The sequence below is a fragment of the Desulfobacter latus genome (assembly GCF_013389365.1).
Classification (GTDB): Bacteria; Desulfobacterota; Desulfobacteria; order Desulfobacterales; family Desulfobacteraceae; genus Desulfobacter; species Desulfobacter latus.
In genome coordinates, this window is the sequence record NZ_JACADJ010000051.1 from 1 (window position 1) to 13,495 (window position 13,495).

Here is a 13,495-nt window from a genome sequence, read left to right on the forward strand (position 1 = left end):
TAATATTACCAGGGTGCCTATATATTCCTTTAGAACGAAAGCCCGAAGGCTCTCAAGGCTAATCAACAGGACTTGCAACCGAAGTCACAAGCCCACCGATCACCAAAGGTGTCGGTGGGTAGTTGACAGTCTTTGGTTTTATCAGGGATTTTTCGCTCTGTTTTCAATATCATATCGTGATCCAACGTTTTTTTTAAATCAGTCATGGGGATTTATTAAAGACGACACTGTGTTCAACAACTCCGGAGTGGATAACGGCTTCATGATCAAAGCACTTATTCCGGCAGGCATCCCTCCTTTTTCTGACACCTGCTTACTGAAGCCTGTCATCAGGATAACAGGGAGTTCAGGTCGCAGCGCTGAAATTTCTTGGGCCAGCAGATCTCCTGTTATTTTGGGCATAGTCATGTCTGTAATCACAAGGTCAAAGGCGTAAGGATCTTTTTTTAAAAGATTTAAGGCTTCAATACTACAATTTTCAGTCGTAATCCCATACCCGTTACCACTTAACATACGGCTTACCATCTTAGTGATGGACGGTTCATCATCAACCACCAGGATTTGACCGTGCCCGCCGGGCAGACACTGTTCTGATTCTTGTTCAGGTGTAATGGCGTGCGTTTGGACGGCCGGAAAATAGAGAGAAAAGCAGGAGCCTTTCCCTAGTTGGGATTCAACCTTAATTTCACCTCCGTATTGTTTTACAATGCCATGGACCACGGAAAGGCCAAGGCCTGTCCCTTCACCTAAATCTTTGGTTGTAAAGTATGGATCAAAAATAGAGTCCAGATGTTCAGGAGCGATGCCGCTGCCTGTATCGCATACCCGCAGTTCAATAAATTGCCCCGGTGACAGGTAGTGATACTGGGCTGAGTTGTTTTGGCCCACCTCTATCTGTTTCATCTCAACTTCAAGTAAACCGCCTGCGGTCTCCATGGCATGGCCGGCATTGGTGCATAAATTCATGATAATTTGGTGAATCTGTGTCGGATCAGCCATCACAGGGGAAAGCCCTTTGGCAAGATCAATTTTGAAGTCTATGCTGGTGGGGATAATGGATCTGAGCAGTTTTAAGGCCTCATTGATGACCAGCCTGATTTTTAAAGGTCTTAAGTCAGTCTCAGAACGCCGGCTGAAGGCCAAAATCTGCTCGACCAGGTCTGTGGCTCTTTGGGCAGCCTGGAAAACCTCCTCCAAATCTTCTTGCAGATCCGTATTATCTTTTGCATTGCCCATGGCCAGACTGGTAAACCCCATGATAACCGACAGTATATTATTAAAGTCATGGGCGATACCGCCAGCCAGGGTACCGATAGACTCCATTTTCTGGGCCTGCCTGAGTTGATCCCCAAGGGCTTTGTGTTCTGTTATATCCCTGGTGATATGGACAACACCTGTAATATGGTTTTGATTATCCACCATTGGCAAGGTATTGACTCTAAATATTTTTTGTGAGTCTGCCGATTTTATTTCGACTATATGGCTCGTCTTTTCCTCAACGGTTTTTTTAAACGAACAGTCCGCACATTCACCATGATAAACGCCAAATAACTCATGGCAGGGTCTGCCCACGATCTCGTCCAAGGGTTTATTGAATACCTTAACAGCGCTTTTATTGACCCGAAGAACGCGTTTATCCAAGTCCAATATGGCAATGCTGTCATCAATTGCATCAAAGGTTTTCTTCCACGCCAGCCGGCTTTTCTCCAGTGCATTTTCCGTTTTTTTTCGGTCAGAGATATCCCGTAAAGATGCGATATATACATGCCGGTTCTCCCAGACAGTTTGGTTAACCCGCATCTCAATATTCAGGACATCACCGGTGGAAGAACGTATTTCAAGGTCAGTGGAGCCGCATGACGTAACCGGAAAATTGAACAGTTTTCCTTCCGGTTTGCCATCTTTATTTTTCAACAATCTCCTTGCCTCAGGATTACAATAAAGGATAGTTCCTTTTTGATCCAGCACAAGGATACCATCTGCACTTTTTTCAACAATATTCTCAAAAAGCTTGGTATCGTTTATCATATATCTCTCGATAGTTGTAAATTCAGACCTGCAACCACAGAAGTCATTTATCGTGTTACCGTCAACACTTTATCCAGTTTTTCGATACTTATCAATATCATCTTCAAATGAACCTTGGTTTGTTTTCTTTGTCAAGATCTCAACCCGAATTAGGTGAGGGCTGGGGGGGTAGGGTCGTCACCTCTGAAATAATCGACTGTCCAAAAAATTGGCTTTTTGAAGGCAAAAAATAACGAGGTCGGTCTGAGGTTATTGATCTCCAATAAAAAAAGGACGAAATTGCGATTCCGGTAACTGACATGCAGCCTTAATCTGCGCCAGAATTTGGTTTTGCGATTCAGGTAGTTTGCCGTGTACGTCAATATAATTTGTGTAATGATCACTGGCTAAACAGGAAGTCACGTTTAACTGTCGGACCAAGCGTTCGGTTTCTTTTAGAACACCATGCGGCCCCAGCATTTTAAATTTACCGGACTTAACGTCATCCAATATGGGTGTGTTGATTTTCGGTACAAACGTTCTAAGCCTGATAAAGTCAGGGTTAATCCGGTTGAGCGCATTTGCCGTTGCGTCTGCATGCGAATCAGTTAACGCCACGCCGCCCAACCCCAATACAACATAGAGGCTTAGCTCTATTCCCGCGGCAACCACCCATTGACCGGCCTCGATCTGGCGTTTGGCATCCACGCCTTTTTTTACATGGCGCAGAATATCATCATTGCCGGATTCAAGGCCCACATGGATACGATTTAACCCGGCATCTGCCAGTTGTTTTAGACTACTTAATCCTTTTTTATGGATGTATTGGGACGATCCATAGACGGTTATACGTTCTAAATCAGGAAAAACGTTGCGCGCATAGATACAGATTGCCGCCAAGTCATCTGTTTTCATCACAATAGTATTTCCTGCCGGAAAAAACAGCGTTTTGACATTCGGTCCATACATCCTGGATGCAGAATCTATATCCGCCATAATTTCTTGAACAGGTCTGATCCTGAAACGTGGCCCATTTTTATAAATCATACAAAACGTGCATTTATTGTGAGGGCATCCGACTGTAGCTTGAATTAAAAGAGCGTCCGCTTCACTGGGCGGTCGATATATGGGGCCTTCATATCTCATGCTTTTTTTTGACATGTTGCCAGATAAATTACAACCGTGAAATTATAATCATCCTACTTTCATCGTTGGGAAAACAGTATTTCTGCCGCTTTTTTTAGCCTGATAGAGAAAGTCATCCGCAGCCATGATAAGATTAACAGGTGAGATCTCCTGACTGCCTGAAACCGTTGCCACCCCCAAACTGAGTGTGACATGACCGGCAATCGTTGATGCCGCGTGTCTGATATTCAATTCAGCCACTGTCGTTCTGATTTTTTCAGCAATGGTTATCGCCCCGTCCAGATCGGTTCCCGGAAGAATGACGGCAAACTCTTCTCCCCCATAGCGGGCTGGAAAATCAGCAGCCCTGCTTGCACAGTCTGCAACCGCTTTGGCCACTCTCCGAAGACAGGTATCGCCTTGGGCATGCCCATGATAGTCATTGTATTTTTTGAAAAAGTCAATGTCAGCTAATATCAGTGACAGAAACGCACCACTTCTGGCAATGCGTCGAAGTTCCTTTTCAAGGGTGATATCGAAACTCCGACGATTGGAAATTTCAGTGAGACCGTCGATGAAAGCCAGACGGTCAAGAAGATCTGTTTTGCGTTTCAGATGGATGTGGGTTCTTACCCGTGCCTTCACAATGACCGGTTTAAACGGCTTGAAAATGTAGTCAACGGCCCCTAATTCAAATCCTTTGGCCTCCTCATCAGTGGCGTCAAGGGCTGTGACAAATATTACCGGTATGTGCATGGTCCGCGGATCGGCTTTCAGTTTGCGGCAAACCTCATATCCGGTGAGCCCCGGCATCATAACGTCCAGCAGAATCAAGTCCGGCGGATTTGGCCCGTGAACTGCATTCAGAGCCATTTCCCCACTCTTGGCCGCCATTATTTTGTACTCTTCACGTAATAATTCTGAGAGTACTTTGATATTGTACCGTTCATCGTCCACGATCAAGATTCGGTTGAACTCATCCATACACAATGTTTCCTTTACCAGTATGTTTTTTATTATAGAAAAAGGATGGCATCAGCTTTTTTTCAGATCATCCTCAACTTGTCGCAACTCCCTATCCAGATAGGATATCCGCTCGACGGCGGTCTCAGCTTAGCCCATTTACAACAAACAATAATATATCAAAATATCAAAAAATATGCCAAGCTTTGATTTGGTCAAGTCATGTTGTTGGTCGTGCCTATACCTGGTCACCACATGGGGGGTCTCATGCTTAGTGGCAAAAAATGTTTGGAGAGACTATTAATGCAAGTTAAGTTTTTGAAGATTTTTTTTTATATAGCCTTATGCATGTTTATCTATTTTTATCCAACAAGCTCTTTCGCCGGCACAAAATTGATTAAAATTGGCGTATTGGCGAAGCGCGGTACAGACCATTGTTTAAAAAAATGGTCTCCGACCGCTGAGTATCTGTCTAATGTAATTCAAGACTATACATTCAAAATTGTCCCCATTGATTTTAACAATATTGCTCCAAAAATAAAAAACGGGGATGTGGATTTTATTCTTGCCAACTCAGCTATTTATGTTGAGCTCGAAGTTATGCACGGCGTCAGCCGGATAGCTACATTAAAAAATAAACGATTGAACGGGACGTATACAACCTTTGGCGGTGTTGTATTTTGCTTAAAACAACACTCTGATATTCGAACCTATAGTGATCTGAAAAAGAAACATTTTTCAGCTGTGAGCGAAAATTCCTTCGGTGGATGGCTTATGGCATGGCGAGAATTTAAAAAAGCTGGAATTGATCCTTACAAGGATTTCTCAAAATTATCTTTTGCAGGTACCCATGACGCGGTTGTCCAGTCAGTTTTAAATAAAGAAGTCGATGCGGGAACCGTCCGAACAGATGTATTGGAGAGAATGCAACTGGAAGGCAAAATAAATCTGGATGATTTTTTTATCATTCATGAACATGGTGGCGGGCAGGTCCATTTACCATTTCTTCACTCCACAAGAGAGTATCCAGAGTGGCCAATGGCAAAAGTTGTCCATATCTCTGATGACCTTGCTGAAATCGTAGCGCATCGGTTAATTGAAATGCAACCGGATTCAAAAGCAGCCATCGCGGCTTCATGTTCCGGATGGACCATTCCTAAAAATTATCAAACTGTTCATGAGTGCCTGAGAATTTTAAGTGTTGCACCTTACAAGGAATATGGAAAATTCACACCGAAACAGGTTTTTTTCAAATATTGGTATATCAATATTACCATAATTGCTGTCTTTACAGTTATGGGAATAGCCACATTTATTTTTGCCCGGATGAATAAAAGGAATCGAGGCACTGTTGATTTATTAGAAAAAGCAAAATCTGAGAGGGAACAGGCCTATATGGACACAGAGAAGATTTTGGAGGAAATGCCGTTTGGTGTGATTCTTGTCGGCAGGGATAAAATTGTCCGCAGTGCCAATAAAGCAGCCCTTTCAATGATGGGACTTAACAGGGAAGAGGATTTGATCGGACAGATCTGCCATAATAACATTTGTCCGACAGAACGAAACAGTTGTCCGGTTATGGATCTTGGCCGGTCAGTCGACTCATCCGAAAGGATCCTCTTGAACAAAGACCATGATCAGATACCCGTAATAAAAAGCGTTATCCAGATCAATTGGAATAATGAAGATGTTCTTCTTGAAGTATTTGCAGATATTTCAAGAAGAAAGAAAGCAGAAAGAGCACTGGTCCACAGCGAGAAAAAATTGAATACAGTTATGGAAACAAGTGCTGAGCCCATGATGGTTTATGATAAACATGGGAAGCTGGAATATATTAATCCCGCTTTTGAGACGGTTTTTGGATGGACCCTTGAAGAGTGTATGGAGAAAAAAACGGGGTTTGTCCCTGACGAAGCTGTTGCAGAGACCCGGGTAGCGCTTAATAAAGTCCTGAAAGGCCATATCTGTTATGGAATGGAAACGGTGAGAAACACCAAAGATGGAAAGAAGAAAGAGGTCCGGATCACGGCCGCTCCCATTTTGGATGAAACAAAAGCTTACAACGGCATGGTCGTCGACCTGTATGATATCAGTGAACTGATCGCCTCCCGCAGGGCGGCCGAAGAAGCAAGCCAGGCCAAGAACTCTTTCCTTGCAAACATGAGCCATGAGATTCGTACGCCGATGAATGCCATTATCGGTATGTCCCACCTTTGTCTGGGAACAAAATTGGATGACCAGCAGCGCAATTACATTCATATGATTCATCAGTCTTCCCAGTTATTGCTGGGAATTATCAACGACATTCTGGATTTTTCAAAAATCGAAGCCGGTAAACTATCATTGGAAAATATCCCATTCAGTTTAGAAGAAATTTTAACTGACTTAAGCAACATGGTTTCCATTAAGGCCCAGGAAAAAGGCCTTGAAATTTTATTTGATATCACACCAAAGACACCGATCCATCTTATCGGTGATCCCCTGCGGCTGGGACAGATATTACTCAATCTTGCGGGGAATGCCCTGAAATTTACCGAATCCGGTGAAATCGTTGTGAGAATTCGATCAATTAAAACTGAAAAGACCGCTGTAGAACTAGAGATAATGGTAAGAGACACAGGAATCGGCATGACCCTTGATCAACAATCAAGACTGTTTCAATCCTTCAGTCAGGCAGACAGCAGCACCACCAGAAAGTTCGGCGGAACCGGCCTGGGACTGACCATTTCCAAACATCTGATTGAGTTAATGCAAGGGCGAATCTGGTTTGAGAGTGAGCCTGGCAAGGGAAGTTGTTTTTATTGCACCGTTGTTTTGGGCAAAAATACCGAAAAAGAAGAGCTGATTGAATCAAGTTTCCCAGTGAACCTGGAGCAATTTAAAGTACTTGTGGTGGATGATGTGGACAGTGCCAGACAGATATTTGCTGAGACTTTAAGATCGTTTTCATTTAGAGTGACATGCGTTGACTCGGGTGAATCCGCTCTGGAGACGATAAAAAATGCGCCGAAGAACGACCCTTTTCACCTGGTGCTGATGGACTATATGATGCCCGGAATGAATGGTATTGAGGCGTCCAATCATATTAAAAAGCTTCCTGACGTGGCGCATATCCCAACCATCATCATGGCGACGGCCCTGACCAGAGAAGACGTATTGGGAGAAGCTCAAGAGGTAGATCTGGATGGTTTTTTAACAAAACCGATCACCCCCTCTGACATGCTCGATGCCGTCATGGACACGCTTACCGGAAAAGGGGGGATCAGAATTGGAGAGGATTCGTCTGAACAGTGGCAGATTAAACCCCTGGAAACCATAAAAGGCGCAAAAGTCCTCCTTGTTGAGGATAACACCATTAATCAGCTCCTGGCACAGGACCTTCTCACCCAGGCAGGTCTTGAGGTGACCATTGCAGATAATGGGAAAAAAGCGGTTGAACTGGCCGAAAAATTTAAGTTTGACGTGATACTGATGGATCTTCAGATGCCTGAAATGGATGGCTTTGAAGCGACTCGAACGATTCTGGAAAAAAAATCCGAACATCAGCCGCCCATCATTGCCATGACAGCCAATGCCATGGTCGGGGATCGTGAATGCTGTCTTAATGCCGGAATGGTTGACCATGTTGCCAAACCCATTGAACCAACTGTTCTGTTTGATACCCTGGTCAAATGGATACCGGCTGTTGACGGCGCGTCTTCAATGATTGAATCAGAAAAGGTCATGGATAAAAACGTATCCCTGTCTTCTGATTTGGCCGGTATCGATATAGACGCGGGATTAGCAAGAACCAATGGCAACCAAACGCTTTACATGACGCTTTTAAAACATTTTGTTAACGATCACAGCAGCGATCATCAGTTGATCGCCCAGGCCGTTGCCCAAAATGACATTGCCCTGGCACAAAGGACGGTCCATACCCTTAAGGGGGTTGCAGGGGGAATCGGCGCGCAGGCATTGTATGACAGTTCCCGGAAAGTTGAAACCGCACTGGCGGAGAACCAGATCAAGCCCCTTGAATTGCTTATGGAAAATTTGGCCGGGGAGTTGACTCAAGTCGTTGAAGAGATTGAAAAAAAGATCGTGGTACGGTCGTTAGAAGATACAATGGAAACCAGTACAAAGCCCATTAATATGGAAACGTTAAACGCCCTTTTATACGACTTCCGGAAACTGGCCGAGGAGATGGATCCAGACATAGACACTAAAGCAGAAGAAATAAACCAGCTGCTTTTTTTACATGACAGTCCCCATAAAGAATTAAGTGCTGAACTGCTAGATCAGGCTGAAAATTTGAATTTTGAAGAGGCACTTGAGGTAATGGAAAGACTAAGAACGGTACTTGGTTGTTAAGACTGGATCAATTTTTTGTTAATTTGTCCAACGTTGGTGTTGGAAAAAAGGCCTTGGTCATATTTTAGGCCATACGGATTTCCGGTAGGTTGGGTTTCACTTCGTTCAACCCAACCTACGCTGTGGCCGATGTTATGACCAAGCCCGGAAAAAATTTTTAATCCTCAAAATATGTTGTATATTCCTCCGGTAAGGGCTATGGCCCTAAGCTCAACCCACAACAAAAACTAAAGATTCCCGGCCCTCAGGGTCAGAATCTTGGATATTACTTCAACCTAAAAAGGAGGCGGAATGCTTCAGGATAAAAAAATCGGCTTCATTGGTAGCGGCAACATGGGAGAAGCGCTGGTCAGCGGCCTTGTGCTGTCCAAGGCAGCCAAACCTGAAAATATCATCTGCTCGGATATTTTTCCCGATATGCTCAAAAAAATTCATGAAAAATACGGGGTGGCAACCACGGCCGACAATATTGAGGTCTGTGATAAATCAGAAATTATTATATATGCCACCAAACCCCAAGTTCTAAGTTCCGTACTCAAGGAAACGGCACCGGCCCTGGACACCGCCAAGCTTGTGATTTCGATTGCTGCGGGTGTTCCTTTAGCCGCCATTGCCGCGGGCCTGAAAAAGGAGCTGCGTCTGATCAGAGCCATGCCCAATATCTGTGCATTTGTCAAAGAGAGTGCCACCGCGGTGTGTGCGGGACCGTTTGCCCAGGACGGTGATGTGGAACTGGCCCGGGCGGTGTTTGATTCCGTGGGAAAAACCGTAGTTCTCCAGGAAAACATACTTATGGATGCGTTTACCGGGTTAAGCGGATCAGGTCCGGCCTATATTTTTACCATTGTGGATGCCATGGCTGATGCCGGCGTAAAAATGGGGTTGTCCAGAAAAGACGCTCTGTTTTTATCCACCCAGACCATGTTGGGTTCGGCCCGCTTGCTTCTTGAAAGCCAGGAACATCCGGGCCGGCTTAAAGACAGGGTGACCTCTCCCGGCGGCACGACCATTGCCGGCATCCACACCCTGGAACAGGGCGCTCTTCGCGCGACCCTGATCAATGCAGTTGAATCAGCTGCCAAGCGGTCCAAGGAACTGGGTGATATGGTGGTGACGGATTTTATTAAAAACGCGGACGGTTAATTCACTTCACTGAAGAACCGGAGGATGGATCGGGCGGTCCATCTTCCGGTTTCAAGAACTTGTTAAATTTTTTGTTTCTTTTTTCCAGTCTCTAATTTCTGCGGCCCAGCTGCCTCAGGCGTCAAGTTCCTTTTTAAGCCAGTCCCTGATTTTTCCTTCCACAGCGTAAACCCCTTTGTATTTGCCAAGACCCTGCATAAATTCTGAAGCAACATCCTGGGGCAGATCAAAACTGCCAAGTTCTTCTGAGTCAAATCCCTTTCTTCTGACAAGGGTCAGAATAGGGTTTTTTTTCCAGGTGTTGATAACAAAGTAAACGGTTTCATTATTATTATCCCTGGAGTTGTAGTAACGCTGGGAACGCAAGGGCCCCCATTCCAGATGCAGCGCAATGGCTTCTTCAGGGGTCATATCCCAGTCGACGGAATTTATCAGGTTATAATCTTTTTTTATGTCTTTGAGTCTCATAGAAGCCTCCTTTTTTGCGGTTTATCTTAACCTCTGCATAGTTAATAAGCAGTTTTTGTGCCAAATATATTAAGAATAATATATTTATATGTGATAACCGGTGGTTATAGATAAAATTCAATCCCATCAATTAAGTCTAAAATCTGTAATGATACAAAAATGATACAGCCGGATAGAGACGATTTTGTCTCTATTCGGCTGTTTAAGAATCTGAATAAATTGCGCCCTTTGGGCGGGCTGTTAGGTGCTGGACCGGACCGTATTTTCAGCCCATGGGTTTAAAGCTTTTCGGGCTGGATCCGCAAACCGGGCAACGCCAGTCTTCGGGCAGGTCTTCAAATTTTGTCCCTTTTTTAATTTTCCCTTTGCGATCACCCCTGTCCGGATCATAAATGTATCCGCAATTGGCAACTTGACACTGGTACATATCCTTAGGGTCTGACATGATTCCTCCTTTTTGTGGTTTGAGTTAAAAACTTTATTGGTCCCTGGTAAATGCAATCAATGTGCCACTTTTAAGGCACAACGATAGGGACATATGGGCTACATAATTAATAATTAAGGTTTATCCATGAGCGCCATACCGGCTAACCGGGCCTGCTGCTGCAACATGACATCGGCCAGTACCAGGGCCGCCATGCTCTCCACAATGGGCACCGCCCTGGCCACCACACAGGGGTCATGTCTGCCCTTGGCCGCAAGTGTGGTCTGCCGGCCCTGGAAATCCACCGTTTCCTGGGCAAGTCCGATGGTGGCCGTGGGTTTAAATGCCACCCGGCACACAATGGGTTCCCCGTTGGAAATTCCGCCCTGGATGCCGCCGCTGAAGTTGGTTGTGGTGCCAAGCCGCCCGTCTTTTAAAATAAAGGGATCATTGTGTTCGGAACCGCGCATTTCAACGCCGGCAAATCCCGATCCGATTTCGAACCCCTTGGTGGCGGGAATGGAAAGCATGGCATGAGCCAAAAGTGCCTCAAGTTTGTCAAATACAGGTTCGCCAAGGCCGGGCGGCACATTGGTACAGATGCATGAGACAACACCACCAATGGAGTCTTGCGCTTCTTTGGCCCGCAGGACAGCCGCCTCCATGACCTTTGCCGCATCCGCATCCGGACAACGGATCATGCCGGCATCCACTATGGCCCGGGTAAGATTTAAGCCATCTATTTCCGGTGCCTTGATCTGCCCCACCTGGCTGACCCAGGCAACAATATTGATACCCAGTGCGGTGTTCAGCATTTTTTCAGCAATGGCCCCGGCACAGACCCGGCCAATGGTCTCCCGGGCGGAAGCGCGGCCGCCGCCGGATGAAGCCCGGATGCCATATTTGGACTGGTAGGTGAAATCCGCATGGGAGGGCCTTGGGATATCTGCCATGGATTTGTAATCGCCTGGACGGTGGTCTTTATTGGGCACAAACAGGCTGATGGGCGTGCCAAGGGTAAGTCCGCGTTCCGTGCCGGACTGGATGGCGACCTGGTCCGATTCCTGCCTGTCCGTTGACACGGCGCTCTGCCCCGGGCGTCTGCGGTCGAGCTGACACTGGATATCGGCTTCGACCAGAGGCATGCCGGGCAGACACCCGTCTACAACCACCCCGACCCCGGGACAGTGGGATTCACCAAAGGTTGAAACACGAAACAGTTTTCCAAATGAACTTGACATGGGTTTTTCCTTATATACGGTTATGTTAATAAACCTGATCCTGGGAATCAATATACTTCTTCACTGTCCGCCGGTCCAGCCCGGCAATGCGGGCAACGGCCTCATAGGTGCCGTGTTTTTCATACAAGCGTGTACAATAATGGATAAGCAGGTCCTGGGCGGTGATATGTCCTTCTTGTATCTGCCGCGTTAAAGAATCGGTGCTGGACTGGGGTGCCGGCGCCTCATTAATTTCATATGCATTACGCAAAATTACGCGCCGGACACATTGTTCCAGTTCCCGCACATTGCCTGGCCACGGATATGAAAGGGTGAGCGTGGATTCAATATATTCAAGCACACGGGAGGCGATTTCCGGTGACGGCTGCCCTACAATACGGGTCACCGTGTGGGCCAGCAGATCCGGGAGTTCCTCGGGATCCTGGGCAATTCTTTTGTGCAATGGCGGCACCGTGATGATATCGGAACACAGGCGATAGTAAAAATCATCTCTGAATATCTGCTTTTCCCGGATCTCCCGGATGCTGCGGTTTGTGGCGGCAATGATCCGGCCGTGAAAACGGTGTTTTTCATCGCTTCCCACGGGTGAATAGACCCGGTCCTGAAGCACATTGAGCAGTTTTATTTGCACATGGGTGGAGAGCTCGCCGATTTCATCCAGAAGAATGGAGCCATTGGGGCTGCACCGGCTGAATACCCCTTTATGGTCTTTGACAGCCCCTGTAAATGCACCGCGCACATGACCGAACAGCTCGGATTCAATGATGGTTTCAGAGAACTGGCTGATATTGAGCGTGGTAAAGGTATTCACAAAATTATGGGTGAACTTGTTTTCCTTTTCATCAAAGGGGATATAGCCGGAGCGCCCCATGGCCAAGGCAGCGGTTCCCTTGCCCGTACCGGTTTCACCAAACAGCAGGGTCGAAAAATTTTCCATGCGGTTCCATAGATACTGGTCATACATAAGGATGTCATGGGTGAACACGTTCTGCCACAGATCCCGCCGCAGTTGCTGCATACAGCGGCTGCGCCCCACCAGATGCCGGAAAATAAAATAATAGGCCCGGCGAAACTGATACGCCAAGGCAGTGAAGTGTATGCTCTCCTCAATACTGAATCCCCAGCCACGCAAAAGGGTCAGGGCCTCCGGCGCAAAATCTGCATCCAGGGATTTTTCGGCATTATCAAGCTGGCGTGTGATCAGGGTGTCGATCTGCTTTCTGAACAGATGAAAATAGTGAAACAGCAATGCAGACCGTAAAAAATACCGGCGCTCTCCCTTAAAAGAATCAAGGTTGATCCTGCCGCGCTTTTCCATCTGCGCCAGGCGATGCCCTACGGCCTGACACGCCTTGAGTACCCTGATATCTTTGGGGCTGTCCGGTGAAACCCCTGCAATTTCAGCTTCCCGCAAAACCCGCTCTCTACCGAAGGGATTGGCCGTGCCGGCGTAGTGAACGCATTTAAAAAAATTCAGTTCTTCGGGCAGAAAATCGGTTATTTCTTTCATAATCTTAATTCAACGCGTAAATTTGTGTTCATTTATTGTATGACATGAATACGTTTTTTGCACACTAATTTGTAAATCAAATCTTAGTGTCAAAGCAATAATATTTATTTTTCCTTTATATTCAGAGTTTTAATATGTATTTGACGGGTGGTGGCACGTTTTTTGTTTGCAATTGCCGGAGAAAACCTGTGCCTGAACGAAAGCCCGTGTTTGGGTGAAAAGTTATCCGGATGCAAGATGCATATAGATAATTTTTGGGCA

General features: G+C 46.0%; 9 protein-coding genes. 2 read left to right on the forward strand and 7 right to left on the reverse strand.

Translation table 11 applies throughout. From position 1 onward, the window contains the following. Window positions 1–198 precede the first annotated feature (198 nt). From HXW94_RS13180 to HXW94_RS13190, 3 genes are all read right to left on the reverse strand, one after another. A complete protein-coding gene (locus HXW94_RS13180; protein WP_178367368.1) occupies window positions 199–2,028 on the reverse strand; it encodes a hybrid sensor histidine kinase/response regulator in 1,830 nt (609 codons plus the stop codon). A 249-nt stretch (window positions 2,029–2,277) separates the two neighbouring features. After that, window positions 2,278–3,168, reverse strand: a complete 891-nt coding sequence (locus HXW94_RS13185; RefSeq protein ID WP_218576713.1) for a radical SAM protein — start codon at window positions 3,166–3,168, stop codon at window positions 2,278–2,280. Between the two features lie 33 nt (window positions 3,169–3,201). Beyond that, entirely contained in the window at window positions 3,202–4,116 is a 915-nt protein-coding gene (locus HXW94_RS13190) for a diguanylate cyclase (protein ID WP_178367370.1), read from the reverse strand. A 372-nt stretch (window positions 4,117–4,488) separates the two neighbouring features. Here HXW94_RS13190 and HXW94_RS13195 point away from each other — a divergent pair, with 372 nt between their 5' ends. Continuing rightward, a complete protein-coding gene (locus HXW94_RS13195) occupies window positions 4,489–8,448 on the forward strand; it encodes a response regulator (RefSeq protein ID WP_178367371.1) in 3,960 nt (1,319 codons plus the stop codon). A gap of 291 nt (window positions 8,449–8,739) precedes the next feature. Continuing rightward, the gene (gene proC / locus HXW94_RS13200; protein ID WP_178367372.1) at window positions 8,740–9,591 is read left to right on the forward strand and encodes a pyrroline-5-carboxylate reductase; all 852 of its coding nucleotides are present in this window, start codon (window positions 8,740–8,742) and stop codon (window positions 9,589–9,591) included. A gap of 114 nt (window positions 9,592–9,705) precedes the next feature. Here the strand turns inward: proC and HXW94_RS13205 are convergent, their stop codons facing one another. The 4 genes from HXW94_RS13205 to HXW94_RS13220 form a co-directional block, all read right to left on the reverse strand. Continuing rightward, window positions 9,706–10,059 (reverse strand): DVU0772 family protein, encoded by a 354-nt coding sequence (locus HXW94_RS13205; RefSeq protein WP_178367373.1) that lies wholly within the window; start codon window positions 10,057–10,059, stop codon window positions 9,706–9,708. Between the two features lie 265 nt (window positions 10,060–10,324). Continuing rightward, complete coding sequence (locus tag HXW94_RS13210; RefSeq protein WP_178367374.1) at window positions 10,325–10,504, reverse strand: rubredoxin; 180 nt, start codon at window positions 10,502–10,504, stop codon at window positions 10,325–10,327. Between the two features lie 113 nt (window positions 10,505–10,617). After that, window positions 10,618–11,724: a chorismate synthase gene (aroC, locus tag HXW94_RS13215; protein ID WP_178367375.1), complete on the reverse strand. Its 1,107-nt coding sequence runs from the start codon at window positions 11,722–11,724 to the stop codon at window positions 10,618–10,620. A 25-nt stretch (window positions 11,725–11,749) separates the two neighbouring features. Then, window positions 11,750–13,234 (reverse strand): sigma-54-dependent transcriptional regulator, encoded by a 1,485-nt coding sequence (locus tag HXW94_RS13220; protein ID WP_178367376.1) that lies wholly within the window; start codon window positions 13,232–13,234, stop codon window positions 11,750–11,752. Between the last annotated feature and the right edge of the window lie 261 nt (window positions 13,235–13,495).